Source organism: Vibrio astriarenae, assembly GCF_010587385.1.
Classification (GTDB): Bacteria; Pseudomonadota; Gammaproteobacteria; order Enterobacterales; family Vibrionaceae; genus Vibrio; species Vibrio astriarenae.
Genome location: NZ_CP047476.1, coordinates 1600821 through 1617318, shown reverse-complemented (window position 1 = coordinate 1617318; position 16498 = coordinate 1600821). Strand labels below are relative to the sequence as shown.

Here is a 16498-nt window from a genome sequence, read left to right as displayed (position 1 = left end):
GATTAACTCCCCTAATTAGGCGATTTGATTGAAGTTGAAATAGCGCTCTGCATTTTTGTAGCAGATGTTCTCAATGGTTTGCTTGAGTAGGGTCTCATCGTGCGGAATCTCACCCTCTTCCACCCATTTGGCTAGCAAGTTGCACAGCACTCGGCGGAAATACTCATGGCGACTGAATGAAAAGACATTACGTGAGTCTGTCAGCATGCCGACGAAACGGCCCAACGCACCCAAGTTTTTCAGCGTGGTCAATTGCGCTTCCATGCCATCCTTGTGATCGTTAAACCACCAAGCTGCGCCAAATTGGATTTTACCCGCGGAGCCATCACTATCTTGGAACGCACCTGCCATACAGCTTAAGATGGCATTATGGTTCGGATTTAAGTTATATAGCACCGTATTTGGCAGGGCTTCTTGTTTATCTAAGGCACTTAATAGTTGAGCTAAGTTCTGTGCAATCAGGCGATCATTGATAACACTGAAACCCGTGCCGCCTCCCAAGGTTTGTTTACGGCGTTCATTGACATTGACCAGAACACCGATATGAATTTGCATGCTCCAACCATACTTGTGATAGCAGCGCCCTAGCTCAACAAACAAACGCGTCTTGAGTTGAATCAGTTCATGTTCTGTTAATGGTTCGCCCTGTAGTGCGTTATAAAATAACCGCTCGGCTTGCTGCTCATCACATGAGGCAAAATCGACGGTAGTCAAACCTAAATCAGATAGCCTACAACCAAGTCGATGAAAGTTTTCGATTCGTGCTTCAATAGCTGCGACAAAATTCTTGAAAGTATTCGATGGAATCGAGGTCAATGTTTGCAGGCGTTCCGTTAGCTCATTGAGTGCTATCGTGTTGTCGAAAACAAACAGTTCATCGGCGCGGAAAGTCGGTAGGACTTGAACATCAAAATCTGATTCAGCCAGCGCAGCGTGGTACTGCAAATGACTTAGTGGCGAATTTGTTGTACACAGTGTTTGTACCTTTAAGTTCTTTAGCACCTGACGCGTGCTGTTCTTTCCTTCCTGAAGCTGCGAATTACAATGCTGCCAGATCTCTTTGCTGTTCTCAGGGTTGAGTAGTCGATCGCAATCAAAAAAGCGTTTGAGCTCGAGATGAGACCACTGGTAAAGGGGATTACCTAATAAATAAGGCATTGCCTCACACCACTTTGCGAACTTATCGTTATCTGGTGCATTACCCGTAATAAAATGTTCATTGATGCCGTTACTGCGCATTGCACGCCATACATAGTGATCACTGTGCAACCATGCCTCAGCGAGGTTCGAGTGTTGAGTGTCTTGCCAAATGTCTTTAGCGTCGAGGTGATTGTGAAAATCGATGATCGGCAGTTCTGCCGCATAAGTATGATACAGCTTCTGCGCTAAACCTGAGTTCAGTAAGACGTTGTCGTGAATATAATTTTTTTGTTCCATAGCTCGTATCTCGAGAGTGCTTAGGTAGATGTTGGGTTCATCTGGCTAAAGACTCTAACTTGAAGCAAGGCCACTCTATTCAGAGTGACCTTGAAGAGTAATTAAATAGAATTAACTTTGAGTTTGAGTTCGTAGCGGTTGTGATACTCGCGCACTCTTAAGAAGAAGAGCACCAACAGTGAGAACAACACCACCACAGAAAACAAAGGCCATACGTCCCCAGAATGGGTTTGGAATAAGCACCATAGCCATAACCAGAGCACCAAAGACAAGGATCAGACGACCAAGCATGTTGCGTTGCTGACGGTCAAACTCATCTTGACCTTCTTCTTCAATCACAGGCGTTGCAACGTCTGTCCAAAACTCTTGGATCTCCTCTGCACGTTCACCTTGTGGTTCTTTGTAGAATTTTGTCGTTAGGCAGAAGAAACCACCAGTAATCACCAGATGACCGATAATGCCGTTCATTACGATTAGGTCAGAGGCTTCACGGCTAGTGAAACCACCCTCAATGCCAATCATGTTCGCAATGACATCAGGAGTAACAACAAAGCTCACCAAGTAAGATACGCCAACACCAACAACCAGTGTTGCCCACGCTGCCCAATCAGGCGTTTTCTTGATAAACATACCAAAGAATAGAGGCACCAAAATTGGCATTTGCAGCAGTGTACTTACGTACATCATTGCATCAAACAGGCTAAGCTCACGAAGAGAGTTGATGAACAATGCAACCATGATGATCAACACACCAAATACTGATGTCACCAACTGACTGACTCGCATCAGCTTCTTCTCTGAAGCGTTCTTATTGATGATCGGGCTGTAGAAGTTACGAACGAATACACCCGCATTACGGTTTAGACCAGAGTCCATTGAAGACATCGTCGCTGCAAACACTGCAGACATCAGTAGGCCAACCATACCCACTGGCATTGCTCGTTCAACAAAGACCAGGTATACCGCATCAGCAGCTTTACCACCGAGTGCATCGGAGTGAGCAACCAGTGCATCTGGATAGATAATTGCTGAAACCCATGGTGGAGCGAACCAAATAGCCGGACCAATCAACATTAGAACAAAAGCAAGTAGTGCTGCTTTACGAGCATTTGTTGAGTCTTTTGCAGTAAGGAAACGGTAAGAGTCCTGCATGTTGTTGATATTTTGTAGCTGCTTAACGAACATGAAGATGAACCAAGCCACGAACAGTAGTGGGTAGTTCATATCCGGACCCATAATTGAGTCTGCTGGGAACTGTTCAATCAGGTTGCTTGGGCCACCAATTTTTACAATCGCAGCAACAGCACAAACAACGGTTACCGCCATGATAACGACCATCTGAACAAAGTCTGAGGCAACAACTCCCCATGAGCCGCCGATAACTGAGATGAATAGAACAATCAGGCCAGTCACGACAATCGTTGTCTCGATATCGATTTTGAATACCGCGCTAACAAACAACGCCAAGCCATTTAGCCAAATACCGGTGTAGACGATACTGGTTGGCATCGTTGCCCAAGTGAAAACCTGCTCATTTGTCGCACCAAATCGACGACGCACGCCCTCAACAGGTGTTACGACACGCATTTGACGGAAGCGATAAGAGAAGAACAGCCAAGACAGTAGGAAACCAAATGCGTTAGCAACAAAGATCACCATAATCGGGAAGCCATCAGTAAAAGCTTTACCTGCCGCACCTGTAAACGTCCAAGCACTAAACTGCGTCATAAACGCTGTTGCACCCACCATCCACCAAAGCATCTTACCGCCGCCACGAAAGTAATCGCTCGTCGAGTTTCCTGCAAAACGCTTGAATATCAATCCAACCGCAATCATGAAAACAAAGTAAACTCCAACCACGAGTATATCTATGTTCATTGTGTTACCTCAGGCATATTTAAAATGATAATTAGGTTTTTATAAACCACTGGTTCAATAATAATTTTGTATTACAAGAAATCTAGCCACCAACACGTAAAATGTGATCAGTGAAACGCTGTTTTAGATATTTTTATTAGAACTTTGGAGCTTGTTAACACTAAGGTTTTTCAGCCCCAGTCAGCTGAATTTAGGCGCAAAAAAAGCACCTACCGAAACGATAGGTGCGAAACCGTTTATCCCAGCCTTTTGGGAAGGTTTTTTACAGCATTGAAGCCATTAACAATGCTGGAAGGTCATCGATTAATCGATCAGTGACTTAACGTACTCAGCGATCTCTGGCACTTGGCAGTTAGAGAAGAAGCACTCTTGGAATTGAGCACTGCCAACCGCTTGCTTAACAAGCTCTTGGTCAATAGCACGCAGAGACTCTACCACGTCCTTACAAACCGCTGCTTTAACATTGTTTAGGATAGCGGCATTCGCTTGCTGAGGTGCAGCGCGTTCAATTGGGTAACCTTCACCACGAGCGCCAGTGAATGCTTTTTCAAAGATGTAGCGAACGTTGAGTTCACCTGCCCAACCAAAGCCTTTCGCAAACGCAAGAGATAGCGCATTTCCATTGTTGATTTGATTGAATAGGAAAGCATCAGATGGCTCTAGGCAGTAACCACATACAACGCCAGGGTGTAGGTTGCTTGCCATCATTGCACCTTGACCAGTACCACAACCAGTCACGATGAAATCTACAGCTTTCGAATTCAGTAGGATGCTCGCTTGAATACCTAGGTGGATATAAGTTAGGTGATGATCATTCTCATCAGTCATACCAACGTTGAAAACTTCGTGGCCCAGGCCGCCAGCAACGTTGTTAAGTTCAGCTGCAACCATTGCGTTCTTTGGCGCTTGGCTGTTTTCCATAGTTAGTGCAATTTTCATTTGAGACTCCAGCAGTTTCCTGCAGTTAGTTAATTCTATAAATCTATTTTTTAAACAAAGTCTTTACGCATTGGCGTAAAGTTGTCGATCAGTACGCCCGCCTCTAAGCAGACACAACCATGTTCAATATTTGGCTCTTTATACATAGTGTCGCCCGCTTCGACGACTTTCGTTTCATCACCAATTGTGAATTCAAACTTACCTGACAGCACATAGGTTAGCTGTTCATGAGGGTGACTATGCAGTGCGCCAACTGCGCCTGATTCAAAGTGCACCTCAACCGCCATCATGTTGTCATTGTGCGCCAGAACTTTACGTGAAATACCCTCACCCAAGTCTTCTAGTGTGATGTCTTTGTTGTATACAAACATGGTTCATTATTCTCTTGTTGATCGATTGTCGCTCGCGCTTGTCGTTGATCAGCAATCAATCGGAACGTGGTGGTCAAGTTAACGCTGATTAACGTCATCTCAAGTAGAGTCCCACCAATAGATCCTACAATAATATTATTGATCAACCAGCAACATGCGCCAACCAAAAAGCCCAATCTCATTTTGATACCTTTGAGACAGAACACACTATAGGTGCCTATCGCGGTACCCAATAAGGGCCAAATGTCGTGGAAGGACTCGATTAAATACAGTCCACCCACGGCACTGATAGCGATAAATCCGAAGGCAACGGCCAGTGAAGAGACATAGATTGATGTCGCCGTCCTCAGCACCGATAATGCTGAGCTTGCCACTGACACTAGTGAGCCTAAAAGGAAATAGTGAACAAGGTGGTTGATGTGAAATACCATCATCAGGATCTTTAGTTTGCGATCGTCTTTTTGATAAAAAGTCGTCACACCTAAGGCGAGACTAACAAAGCCCAGAACCTGCGCGATAAACACATTCTCCATAACCACCTCGTACTGAATTCTTTTTGCGAATTAGCGTGACAACCAACCACCATCAACTGCCACCGTGTAGCCATTGATGTAGTTTGAAGCGCTTGATGCTAGGAATACACACGGACCAGCCAGATCTTCTGGCGTGCCCCAGCGTGCTGCTGGGATACGATCTAGAATCTCTTTGTTGCGCTGTTCATCTGCTCGCAATGCTGCTGTGTTGTTGGTAGCCATGTAGCCTGGTGCAATGGCATTGACGTTAATACCGTGGCTTGCCCACTCATTCGCCATCAGACGAGTCACACCCATGACACCGCTCTTTGAAGCCGTGTAAGAAGGTACGCGGATACCACCTTGGAAAGAAAGCATAGACGCGATATTGATGATCTTGCCGCCTTCGCCTTGAGCAATCATCTGTTTAGCGACCGCTTGAGACATGAAGAACACTGATTTAACGTTGATGTTCATTACGTCATCCCAGTCTTGCTCAGAGAAATCAATCGCGTCATTGCGACGGATGATACCGGCATTATTCACAAGTACATCGATACGACCAAGCTCAGTAACCGCACGATCAACGATTGATGGAATATCATCGAGTTTCATCAGGTTCGCACGAATATCGACAAACTTACGTCCTGTCTCTTTCATTTTTTCAATGGTTTCTGTTGGCTCTACGATGTTCACGCCAACAATATCACAACCTGCGTTTGCTAGACCTAGCGCCATACCTTGACCAAGACCCGTATCGCAACCTGTAACGATTGCAACTTTACCTTCTAGATTAAATGAATCAAGAATCATGTTCGTTCCTCAAAAAGCCGATATTTAGTGTTTTAATTTGATGGCCACCCATCGTGCGAAACAGAGAATATCAATTTTTAAAACTGCATTTCAATTATTTTTATTCGCCCTTTTCAAAAAAGTCGATCCAGATCGTCCTTTTGTATGACAAGAGGCAGGTTGGTTTCAAATTTTTGAAAACCTTTTTTAAAAAATGTGGAAGCGTACTAGCGCATAGGTATAATGCTCACAACGCGAAATTGATAAGTGGTATCAGAATGGAAAAATCAACACAGCCAGAGGCGGTCTCATCCGTACTTAAAGTCTTTAATATTCTTCAAGCTCTTGGTGAACAAAAGGAAATTGGTGTATCTGAACTGTCTCAGCGCCTAATGATGTCTAAAGCGACAACCTATCGCTTTCTTCAAACAATGAAGACATTAGGGTACGTTGCTCAAGAAGGTGAAGCTGATAAGTACTCCCTCACTCTCAAACTGTTTGAATTAGGTGCAAAGTCTCTTGAGTATGTCGACATTATTGAGCTTGCAGATAAAGAGATGAAAAAGATTGCTGAGTTGACGAATGAAGCAACGCATCTGGGTGCACTTGATGACGACGCTATCATCTATATCCACAAAATCGACTCAAACTACAACCTACGCATGCATTCGCGTGTTGGTCGTCGCAACCCACTTTATACTACAGCTATCGGTAAGGTTCTTCTGGCTGAGCGCGATGAAGAGTTTGTTCGCGAAACATTATCTCGTATCGAGTTTGTAAAAAGTACCGACCGAACTCATGAAAATGCTGAGCAGCTTATGGCTGAACTCAAGATTGTGAGAGAACAACACTATGGTGAAGACAACCAAGAACAAGAGCCAGGTCTGCGCTGCCTAGCAGCTCCTGTATATGATCGCTTTGGAACCGTTATCGCCGGCGTGTCTATCTCTTTCCCAACCGTTCGCTTTGATGAAAAACGCATGTCTTACTACATCGATCTTTTACACAATGCTGGACGCAACATCTCTGAGCAGTTGGGGTATAAAAACTACCCTGTAAAATAGAGATAACACTTTTTATAAAGCGGCATGATGTGCTGCTTTTTTTTCCAGCAAATTAATTTGTGAAACGTCGTTTTATTTTGGAGTTTTCATGGGTTCTTCTATCACCCCTAACATTCGCGACTTTTTAACTCGTCTTGATCCTTTTGACAAACTGCCAATACCTTTGGTTGAAGCCCTTTCAAATTCAGTGGTCGTAAAATATCTCGCTCAAGACGAGGTGATCACATTCAGTGCTTTGTGTACCAAGCGCTATCTTTATATTGTGAGAACCGGCGCTATTGAGCAGCGAAGCCAGGATGGTTCATTACGAGCCCGTCTGGGGGTTGATGATCAGTTTGGCTTTACGTTTCTCGACCCGCTGGAAAAAGCAGAAGATGGATATGAGGCTCAAGCTATTGAAGACTCTCTCCTCTATTTAGTTCCTCACCATGAGTTAACTCGAATTTGCCAACAGCACCCTGAGTTTGCAGACTATTTCGCCTCTCAAGCCACCACTCGCTTAACCACTGCGATAAAACATGCCGTTCGCAAAGAGGATAAAGGGCTGTTTTTTCGACAAATCAGTGAAGTCGCCAGTAAAAACATCGCGATTGTCGACCACAACGAGTCCATCAAATCTGTCGCCAAAATAATGTGCAATGAGCAAAGAAGCTCATGCGCCGTTGTGATGAGATACGACAACATTGTCGGTATGGTCACTGATCGAGATATGACTCGAAGCGTTGTCGCTGAGGATGTGTCAACGGATGAGGCTATCTCCTCTGTCATGAACAAAAAACCAATCTTGGTGAATAGTGAAGATAAGGTTATCCAAGCGATCTCTCTGATGTTGCAATACAATGTCCGTTGTCTTCCCGTTGTCAAAGAGGGCAAAGTCTCGGGACTCTTAACAACAACACACTTAGTTCATAACCATAAAACCCAATCCCTGTTTTTGATTGAAAAGATAAAATACGCGGACTCCATCAACGCACTTGCTGCGCTCAAAGAAGAGAAACAGACTATCTTCCAAGCATTAGTAGAGAGCGGGATTAGTGCAGAGCTGCAAGGACAAGTGATGTCGATGATCATGGATGCCTTCACTCGACGTATTATTCAACTTACAGAAAAACTGCTTGGCCCCCCACCTTGTGATTACGCTTGGCTAGTGGCCGGCTCACACGCTCGTAATGAAGTACATATGCTCTCAGACCAAGACAGTGCCATTGTTTTGTCAGATGAGGCTTCGGAAGAAGATGTTCACTACTTTAATTATCTTTCTATGCGTGTTTGCAACGGACTTGCAGCTTGTGGGTACCCACTGTGCGATGGAAAATACATGGCGGCAAATCGCAAATGGTGTCAACCCGTCTCTCGCTGGAAAGAGTATTACCACAAGTGGGTCCTGAGCCCAGAATACAACAAGCTTCTCAGTGTCAGCGTGTTTTTGGAAGTGCGAGCAGTTCATGGCAACGCAGACTTAATTGAAGCGGTACAAAACCACATGCATCAATGTATCCAGAAAAACCCTCGGTTTATTCCTGCCCTCACGCGAGATGCCGTTGAAACTCAGCCGCCATTGGGCATCTTCAATAGTCTGGTTTTAGAGAAGGGAGGAGAGAACAGTAATACACTCAACATTAAAAAATACGCTCTCAACCTCATCATCGATCTTGCACGCATTTACAGTCTTGCCGCTGGAGGGTCTTTAACAGGAACTGAAGAGCGTTTTCGCTATGCGGCAGAGCACGGCACGATGTCTCAAGATTCATGTGACAACATCATTGGTGCGTTTCGCTTCATTACCCATGTGCGTTTTCGTCATCAACTCAACGCAATATTGAATGGCAAAACACCGGACAACCACATTGCACCGGAGCAGTTCAGCAGCTTTGAGCGCAAGCACCTCAAAGAAGCTTTTAAAATCATCAGCGAGCTACAAGATGTCGCTAAGCTTCGTTTTGTAAAGGGTAGTTAATTATGTTTAAGCGTTGGTTCGGTAAGCCTACTCAGCATTGTCAGGAAGCACTACGAAAAACGATAGTGCCAAAAGCTCACTACAGCTTGGCGCTAGAAGAATATCTAAATAGCCCACTACCGCTGCTCTCAGACGCAATCAATAAACTAGAGTTTGTCGCTCTAGATTTTGAGATGACAGGACTCGACGCCAATCATGACAAAATCCTTTCGATAGGTTTAGTTCAGCTCAATTGTCATGAAATCAACCTATCCAGTAGCCACGAAATATACCTTGAGCATGGAAACTATGTAAAAAGAGAGAGTGCAGAAATCAATGAGATCGTACCAAATCAACTAAAAGACGCGACAGACCCGAAAGTCGCTCTGGATGAACTTCTCAACCATATCCGTGGAAAGGTTGTTATTGCTCACAGCGCATGTATAGAGCGCAACTTTCTAAACGCATTGACCCAACATACTCATGGTCTGGAAAAGCTACCTTGCCACTTCATTGATACCTTGTACCTAGAGAAGAAATACAGCTATGCAGGGCAATCAAAAACCCATTTGAGCTATCAATTGAATGACCTACGTCATCACTATAACTTGCCGGACTATTACGCCCACTCCGCAGCAAGCGATGCCCTCGCTTGTGCAGAGCTCTTTCTGGTGCAGTTGGCTAAGCTAAAACTAAAGTCGAATACTGTTTTATCTGATCTGACTTTAGCGTCACCATAAAGCACCAACGCTTAGATTTCTGCTAGTGCTTTCATTGCCTCCTGGGCTTTGCTCTGCTGCACAAAGATATGATCGTGGTAATAGGCCGCAATCACATTAGCGCTGATCCCAAATGTCGCTAATTGTGTTGAAACTGCAGCGGTTAACCCAACCGCTTCTAAACTTGAGTGAACCGTAAGCGTAATACAGCTATAGACGCCGTCATACTTAATGCCTGAGCGATCTGCTTGTGATTGCTCAAGCACCAGTGTTAAGCCCTCGCTCTCTGCGAACGTTGCCAATGGCTTTAACAACAAATAGTCGTTTAACTCGCCATCAACGGTACAAAAAACATAGCTGTTGTCGCTTAGCTCTGGTTTCATGCTTGCCAACAGCGTTTGAAGATCCTCTATTCCCTTCATAATTTCTCCCATATTTTCTTCTATGATTAAACCTACTGACAATTTACTCAACTTTACACCACATTACGTTGGTTTACGCTTGAGTCAGTACACTATCCTCACTTAACAGATCGGAGTAAACCAATATGACACATTCAATCACAAAACGATTTCTTGTGGCAGGAACGCTACTTATGACGATCTCGACTCCTACAATGGCGAAACAGCCACCCGTCGTCGTAAAGAAATCAAAGCCGAAAAGCGTAGTGGTGATCAAGCCATCTCACAAGCCAGTTTACAAAGCGCCAGTGCATCGCTCATACCATCGCCATAAGCTCCCTAAAAGCACCACATTTGTGCTTATTGCTGGCGTGAGCTACGCGGTGATCAATAATGCCTACTACAAACGCAGTAATGACACCTACATTTACGTTGAACAGCCACCGGTATCAGCACCAGTGCAAACCACGACCTCAAGCTCTGCAACCGTTGATACAAGTAATCACGGCAAAATCGTCGATATCTTGCCGACAAACGTAACCACTGTTACCGTCGACGGTGCAACCTACTATGTCCAAGGAAGTGATTGGTATGCCCCCATAGCAGGCACAAACCAATTTGTGATCATTGAGCCGCAGTTTTAAGCTTCGCTCTAAACAAAAGGCGCATCATGAACCACGCGAAAGCGCTCAAGGATGAGCGGCATCTCTTCGTTTGGCTCAATGCCCAACTCTTCACACTCTCTTGCAAAAAACGCCCAGTGCGCCTCACGCCACCAGCGTAGCGTTTTATCACCTTCCCCCTCTGCGGCGGCAAACTCAGACGTCACATCGCAATAGTGACAAGTCTCTACTTGTGTGATTTCAATAATGCAATGAGGCAGACCATCCCAATCTGTGACCACTTGCAAATGCCCTACTTCAGGTATGGGTTCATCTTCATTAAGATACCAATGAGCAAGGCTGCAGGTTGCGGTTTTTTGGCCCGTTTTGACTAGCTGAGCACAGAGATCGGCATTGTGTTTATCTGCGCAGTAGTAATCGGAACTAAAAGAGGTGTATTGGCTGCGTGTCTGTGCGGGAAGTTGGCTAAGGTAAGTCTCTAAATAGCGTTGTGAACGTTCATCCATGACGTTACTTCTCTTATATCGAAAGTCTTATATGAAAAAGCCCCAAACGCAATGCTTGGGGCTATCACTTTTACAGTGTAAAAGTATGAATAATTTGGTTGCTCGAACCACGCCAGTCTAGGCTCGGGTCGGCTTTGTCTTGTTCAAACTTGCCATCGATGAGTGTGTCTATGTATGGCAGCACTTGTTGCTGATACTCATCCAACTCGTGCAACTCATAGCCCGTCCACACCCAGATATCTTTATCTGGACACTCTGACTTCACACGCTTCATGATACGCAGAATGTCGTTGATATTGGCAGGATGAAGTGGGTCACCGCCCGATAGGGACAAACCTCGGCGCTTGATTCGTTCATCTTTCAAATCAGCAATAATGCGGTCTTCCGCCTCTTGAGTAAACGGCACTCCAGAATTAAGGCTCTGAGTGGATTGGTTATAACAACCTCGGCATTGGTGAACGCACCCTGAAACAAACAGAGTACAACGTGTGCCAGGTCCATTGACCACATCAATCGGATAATACTGATGATAATTCATTTAGGCTTACCATTTACTGCTTAAACTGCGAGGTTCTCTCTTCTAGATATTCAATTGAGCGAAGCAAAATGAACGCTAGAAACAAAACCGACCTCATTAAGAGGCCGGCTATTCTGCTCATTAATCAACCAAAGAGCAAGGGTTAATCTTGGTTGCTTTAATTACAGGTGCTTAACGCGGCGCTTCACTTCTTCTTGCTTACCGAAGTTAAACGGTCGAGCATCTGGGCTACCCAAGTAGCCACACACACGACGTGTTACCGATACCTTGGTAGAGTCATGGTTACCACATTTTGGACAGGTGAAACCTTTACTCGTCGTATCAAATTCACCATTGTAACCACACTCATAACACTCATCGATTGGTGTATTCGTGCCGTAGTACGGTACGCGTGAGTAACTGTAGTCCCAAACGTTCTCTAGTGCTTCAATGTTCTTCTGCATGTTCGGGAATTCACCGTAACAGATGAAGCCACCACTTGAGATTTCTGGGTACGGCATCTCAAAATCAATCTTATCGTACGGGTTCACCTTTTTCTGAACATCTAGGTGGAAGCTGTTGGTGTAGTAACCTTTGTCAGTCACACCATTAATCACACCGAACTCTTTCGTATCGATACGGCAGAAACGGCTACATAGGTTTTCACTTGGCGTGCCGTACAAGCTAAATGCATAGCCCGTCTCTTCTGCCCAGCTGTTCACCGCTTCTTTTAGGTGTTTGATGATCTTAAGACCCGCTTCACGCATCTCTGCATCATCGTACATGTGTACTTCTGTGCCCATCAGCGCTGTGATTGTCTCGTGGATACCAATGTAACCAAGAGAAATCGAAGCACGACCGTTTTTAAAGATGTCTGCAATCGAGTCATTCGCATTTAGACGAACACCACACGCACCTTCCATGTAAAGGATTGGAGCGACTCGTGCTTTCACATTTTCTAGACGGCTAATACGTGTCTCTAGAGCGCGACGAGCAACCACCAATCTCTCATCAAGCAGCTCATAGAACTTGTCGATATTACCTTCAGCTTGCAGAGCGATGCGTGGTAGGTTCAGGCTTACAACACCCAAGTTGTTACGACCTTCGTGAACCAGTTCACCGTTCTCTTCAAACGTGTTTAGGAAGCTACGGCAACCCATTGGTGTTTTAAATGAACCCGTGACTTCAACCACTTTGTCGTAGTTAAGAATGTCCGGGTACATGCGCTTAGAAGCACACTCAAGCGCCAATTGCTTGATATCGTAATTTGAATCAGCAGGCTTGTGGTTTAGGCCATCTTTAATAGCGAAAACCAGTTTAGGGAATACAGCTGTTTTCTTGTTTTTACCAAGACCCGCAATGCGGTTCTTCAAGATAGACTGTTGAATCAGGCGCGATTCCCAGCTTGTACCAAGACCAAAACCAAACGTGACGAATGGCGTTTGACCATTTGCCGTGTGTAGCGTGTTTACTTCGTACTCAAGAGATTGGAAAGCGTCGTAACACTCTTTCTCAGTACGTGCTGATGCAAACGCTTGTGGATCGGTAATTTCCCACTCTTGTGCTACCTGAAGGTGCTTGTCGTAGCTCGCTTTTACATAAGGTGCTAGCACTTCATCGATACGGTTAATGGTTGTACCACCGTAGATATGGCTCGCGACCTGAGCAATGATCTGCGCCGTCACCGCTGTTGCTGTCGAAATTGATTTTGGCGTATCAATCTCTGCATTACCCATCTTGAAGCCACGCGTTAGCATGCCTTGTAGGTCAATCAACATACAGTTGAACATTGGGAAGAACGGTGCGTAATCCAGGTCATGGTAGTGAATGTCACCCACTTCGTGAGCGGTCACTACATCACGTGGAAGAATGTGTGTTTTTGCGTAGTGCTTTGCAACGATACCCGCTAGCAGATCACGCTGAGTCGGGATCACTTTGCCGTCTTTGTTTGCGTTTTCGTTGATAAGATCAAGGTTGCTTTCTTCGATCAAACCTTCGATCTCGCGCGTCAATGCACTCTGTTTCTCACGAGCGATATCACGATCGTGACGGTATTCGATATAAGCGCGAGCAAGCTCCTTGTATGGACCTTGCATCAACTCGTTTTCTACTAGAGTTTGGATTTCGTGAATGTGGATTTCTTCGCAATCCTCCAACTTCAGCTCGACAGCCAATGCAACATTTAGGGCATAGATAGCAAATTCCTTGTTGCTGTGTTCTGCCGCACTCTCTACTGCTGCTTGGATGCGATCGCGACTGAATGGTGCGCGTGAGCCATCACGCTTGATTACGATAGGATTCACCTTTTCTCCTTACCCAGCATACTCACAGAGTTATCCACAAATACACTATATAGGGTGGTTTATTATTAGACTGACACTACATATTGTGGGCGTATTTAACGAGAAGCACCACTCAAAAGTAATGATCTAGATCAATAAAATCCGACAACCGGATAAGATTCTCCCGATAATTTTATGCCACTCTCACTTGGTGTTGAAACATTGAAACTGAGAAAATTTCATAAAAAACTGATTGCTTTTTGCAGAGTGCTGATAGGATAAAGGCTTATCTAATTTTCTAATCAACGGACGGATTATGAAGCACTGGATTTTCCCACTTATTGTCACATTTGGCATTATGCTACCTAGCCCACACCTTTTGGCTGCAGACAGCATTTTTCCCTTCAAGGTGGTGACTTGGAATATCGAATGGTTAACTTCTCACCATGACCGCTCGATCCCTCAATCGATCCGCACCAATGATGACTTCGAGATCCTCAAACGTTACTTCAAGATCATGTCACCGGATGTACTTGCCTTCCAGGAAGTGAATGATCTCGACGCAATTCGACGCGTTGTTGGCAGTGGTTATCACATCGTTTTGTCAGACCGCGCAAAAAAAGAGAATAAGCGGCATCAATTTCCGGATATTAACCAATACACTGGATTCGCGATCAAACATCGACTGGCCTATCACAACATTGCTGATTTTCCTTTGGTTCAAAAAAAAAGCAGTAAACTACGCTTTGCTTCATATGTCGTGCTTGGCCCTAACACCGAACAGCCTGTTCATCTTCTTTCCGTCCACTTAAAAGCAGGTTGCAGCGGCGCATACCACGACAATTACGCCTGCTTTCAGCTCTTACAACAAGCGGAAGTGCTGGCTGAGTGGATAGAAGAACGGGAAGAGCGCGGAGATAACTACATTATTGCCGGCGATTTTAATCACAACCTCGCCTACCCCACGGATTGGATGTGGGAGGTCATGCGTATTGAGGGTGATATGCACCTTGCCACCAAGAATACGTCCGCCGACTGTAAAGTTCGTTCAAACAGAAACGCCAACAAAACACATAAGTTTCGCTCGCTTATCGACCATATTATCGTTAGCAATGCCCTAAGCACGACAAATGTACGACAACAGATCTACTCAGTAAGAGACGTCATTGATCATCGCCTAAGTGATCACTGCCCTGTCATTGCCAACGTTAGCTTAAAGTAGAAACGTCTAATCAGCTTGGATCTGTTTTAGTACCATATAGCAATCGTTCTCATCCATGAATTTGGGCACGGGATAGTTCCAATGCGCCTCATGAAGAATGCTGACTATCAGCTCATCCATATCTGACTCTTGGATAAGTGGAGTCCTTGATTCTAGATGAAATTGGGACAATAGTGTCTCCAATTGGGCAATGAACCAATCCGCTTTTTGCACTTCTGACAACGCCTTTTCTCCCCCAATCACATCCGCCATTTTGGCTAATTGAGACTGAATATCGGGCAACGAAAAGCGGAGCACCGGCAGCAAAGCAAGGGCATTGCCAAAACCATGCGAGATACCATATTTGGCACCGAGGCTGTGGGATATCGCATGCACATAACCGAGACTCGCTTTCGTAAACGCAAGACCACCATAATAGGAAGCCATCGACATCTTTAGTCGTGACTCAAGGTTGTCCCCTTGCTCCACCACTATGGGCAGATGCTCAAAAACCAATTTAATGGCTGCGATTGAATACGCCTGAGTTTCAGGAAGCGCATTTTTCGACACCAATGCTTCAATAGCATGCGTTAAAGCGTCAATACCTGTTTCGGCAGAGACTCTGGGAGGTAATCCGACCATCAAGCTTGGATCAATCGCTGCCATCAGGGGGACAAGCTTTGGGTCAATAAGTGGTGTCTTTTTATGATTCGTTGGTTCTGAAACAACGGCCGCAATGGTGACTTCGCTGCCCGTGCCCGCTGTGGTAGGTATCACAAAAAGTGGCGCTGGCGCGTGCCATACTCGAAATAGGCCAGCCAATCGCGCGATTGAACGCTTGTTGGTTACCCGCGCTGCGATCACTTTACCGCAGTCCATTGCAGAGCCACCACCCAGCGCAACGATCGCATCACACCCGTTTGCATGAAACTGGCTGAGGCCAGCTTCGACTTGCTCATAAGTCGGGTCTGGCTTCACCTCGCTATAGAGTGTCACTTCGATACCAAACGTTTGTAGGCTTTCCATCACATCTTGAGCGATTCCTACCTTAACAAGACCTTGATCCGTCACTAATAACACTCGCTGATAGCCAAGGTCAGCGATAGCACCGGCTAACTCTGACACTGCCCCGACTCCTGAGAACAAGGTTGGCTTAGGCATCGGAATCACCTTCGCGGCTATCTTCAGGGCAGAGGTATAACTACGATATAAATACGACTTCCACATACAGTATCCTTACTATTGGAATAATCAGTCTAATTGAGAATCCATACTCCTGCCGTAGCTAACTCACAAAGTCGTTCACTGCCGCTTACTTTT

At 45.2% G+C, this 16498-nt stretch carries 16 protein-coding genes; 5 read left to right on the top strand and 11 right to left on the bottom strand.

Annotated features, from left to right (window positions below; all coding sequences use genetic code 11):
• Positions 1-15 precede the first annotated feature (15 nt).
• The 6 genes from uxaC to kduD all read right to left on the bottom strand — a co-directional run bounded on the left by uxaC (position 16) and on the right by kduD (position 5950).
• Positions 16-1437, bottom strand: a complete 1422-nt coding sequence (gene uxaC, locus GT360_RS21515) for a glucuronate isomerase (protein WP_164651052.1) — start codon at positions 1435-1437, stop codon at positions 16-18.
• A gap of 111 nt (positions 1438-1548) precedes the next feature.
• Entirely contained in the window at positions 1549-3315 is a 1767-nt protein-coding gene (locus GT360_RS21510; RefSeq protein WP_164651050.1) for a sodium:solute symporter family protein, read from the bottom strand.
• A gap of 303 nt (positions 3316-3618) precedes the next feature.
• Positions 3619-4254 (bottom strand): RpiB/LacA/LacB family sugar-phosphate isomerase, encoded by a 636-nt coding sequence (locus GT360_RS21505; RefSeq protein ID WP_164651048.1) that lies wholly within the window; start codon positions 4252-4254, stop codon positions 3619-3621.
• Between the two features lie 50 nt (positions 4255-4304).
• Complete coding sequence (locus tag GT360_RS21500) at positions 4305-4625, bottom strand: cupin domain-containing protein (RefSeq protein WP_164651046.1); 321 nt, start codon at positions 4623-4625, stop codon at positions 4305-4307.
• On the bottom strand, positions 4595-5158 hold the full coding sequence (locus GT360_RS21495) for a YgjV family protein (RefSeq protein ID WP_164651044.1): 564 nt from the start codon (positions 5156-5158) through the stop codon (positions 4595-4597). The genes GT360_RS21500 and GT360_RS21495 overlap by 31 nt, the downstream gene beginning before the upstream one ends.
• A gap of 30 nt (positions 5159-5188) precedes the next feature.
• Positions 5189-5950, bottom strand: coding sequence for a 2-dehydro-3-deoxy-D-gluconate 5-dehydrogenase KduD (gene kduD / locus GT360_RS21490; RefSeq protein ID WP_164651041.1), 762 nt, complete (start codon positions 5948-5950; stop codon positions 5189-5191).
• A 257-nt stretch (positions 5951-6207) separates the two neighbouring features.
• Here kduD and kdgR point away from each other — a divergent pair, with 257 nt between their 5' ends.
• From kdgR to GT360_RS21475, 3 genes are all read left to right on the top strand, one after another.
• A complete protein-coding gene (gene kdgR, locus GT360_RS21485; protein WP_164651039.1) occupies positions 6208-6993 on the top strand; it encodes a DNA-binding transcriptional regulator KdgR in 786 nt (261 codons plus the stop codon).
• An 88-nt stretch (positions 6994-7081) separates the two neighbouring features.
• Positions 7082-8950 (top strand): DUF294 nucleotidyltransferase-like domain-containing protein, encoded by a 1869-nt coding sequence (locus tag GT360_RS21480; protein ID WP_164651037.1) that lies wholly within the window; start codon positions 7082-7084, stop codon positions 8948-8950.
• Between the two features lie 2 nt (positions 8951-8952).
• Positions 8953-9669 (top strand): exonuclease domain-containing protein, encoded by a 717-nt coding sequence (locus GT360_RS21475; RefSeq protein ID WP_164651036.1) that lies wholly within the window; start codon positions 8953-8955, stop codon positions 9667-9669.
• 11 nt (positions 9670-9680) lie between these two features.
• Here the strand turns inward: GT360_RS21475 and GT360_RS21470 are convergent, their stop codons facing one another.
• Positions 9681-10070 (bottom strand): ACT domain-containing protein, encoded by a 390-nt coding sequence (locus tag GT360_RS21470; protein ID WP_164651034.1) that lies wholly within the window; start codon positions 10068-10070, stop codon positions 9681-9683.
• A 173-nt stretch (positions 10071-10243) separates the two neighbouring features.
• Here GT360_RS21470 and GT360_RS21465 point away from each other — a divergent pair, with 173 nt between their 5' ends.
• A complete protein-coding gene (locus GT360_RS21465) occupies positions 10244-10693 on the top strand; it encodes a DUF6515 family protein (RefSeq protein WP_239502664.1) in 450 nt (149 codons plus the stop codon).
• A gap of 8 nt (positions 10694-10701) precedes the next feature.
• Here the strand turns inward: GT360_RS21465 and GT360_RS21460 are convergent, their stop codons facing one another.
• From GT360_RS21460 to nrdD, 3 genes are all read right to left on the bottom strand, one after another.
• Positions 10702-11178 carry an ASCH domain-containing protein gene (locus GT360_RS21460; RefSeq protein ID WP_164651031.1) on the bottom strand — a complete coding sequence of 159 codons (477 nt, stop codon included), beginning with the start codon at positions 11176-11178 and terminating at the stop codon, positions 10702-10704.
• A gap of 70 nt (positions 11179-11248) precedes the next feature.
• Positions 11249-11716, bottom strand: coding sequence for an anaerobic ribonucleoside-triphosphate reductase-activating protein (nrdG, locus tag GT360_RS21455; protein ID WP_164651029.1), 468 nt, complete (start codon positions 11714-11716; stop codon positions 11249-11251).
• 161 nt (positions 11717-11877) lie between these two features.
• On the bottom strand, positions 11878-13998 hold the full coding sequence (nrdD, locus tag GT360_RS21450) for an anaerobic ribonucleoside-triphosphate reductase (RefSeq protein ID WP_164651028.1): 2121 nt from the start codon (positions 13996-13998) through the stop codon (positions 11878-11880).
• A 295-nt stretch (positions 13999-14293) separates the two neighbouring features.
• Here nrdD and GT360_RS21445 point away from each other — a divergent pair, with 295 nt between their 5' ends.
• The gene (locus GT360_RS21445; protein WP_204274589.1) at positions 14294-15199 is read left to right on the top strand and encodes an endonuclease/exonuclease/phosphatase family protein; all 906 of its coding nucleotides are present in this window, start codon (positions 14294-14296) and stop codon (positions 15197-15199) included.
• 6 nt (positions 15200-15205) lie between these two features.
• On the opposite strand, the gene GT360_RS21440 is transcribed toward GT360_RS21445, so the two are convergent.
• Positions 15206-16405, bottom strand: coding sequence for an iron-containing alcohol dehydrogenase (locus tag GT360_RS21440; protein ID WP_164651027.1), 1200 nt, complete (start codon positions 16403-16405; stop codon positions 15206-15208).
• Between the last annotated feature and the right edge of the window lie 93 nt (positions 16406-16498).